The 206-nt window shown below is 67.5% G+C and carries 1 protein-coding gene; it reads right to left on the bottom strand.

Features of this window, described 5'->3' with window-relative positions:
* Positions 1-206, bottom strand: a 206-nt coding sequence (locus AWT75_RS22440; RefSeq protein ID WP_204377143.1) for a hypothetical protein, incomplete at both ends; no start/stop codon positions are given.

The raw sequence follows: 206 nt of genomic DNA, 5'->3' as shown, positions 1-206 counted from the left end.
TGCCGTTGTTGCGCTGCGCGCCCAGTACCAGGTGAAAACCGTCCCGTTCCCGCCATAGCCGCGGGTCGCCGGAAATGGCTGGTATAGCCTGCGGGCGGCTGCTCCAGTGCCGTTGTTGCGCTGCGCGCCCAGTACCAGGTGAAAACCGTCCCGTTCCCGCCATAGCCGCGGGTCGCCGGAAATGGCTGGTATAGCCTGCGGGCGGC

Source organism: Aquitalea pelogenes, assembly GCF_001515305.1.
Taxonomy (GTDB): Bacteria; Pseudomonadota; Gammaproteobacteria; order Burkholderiales; family Chromobacteriaceae; genus Aquitalea; species Aquitalea pelogenes.
This window is presented reverse-complemented; position numbering and strand designations above follow the sequence as displayed.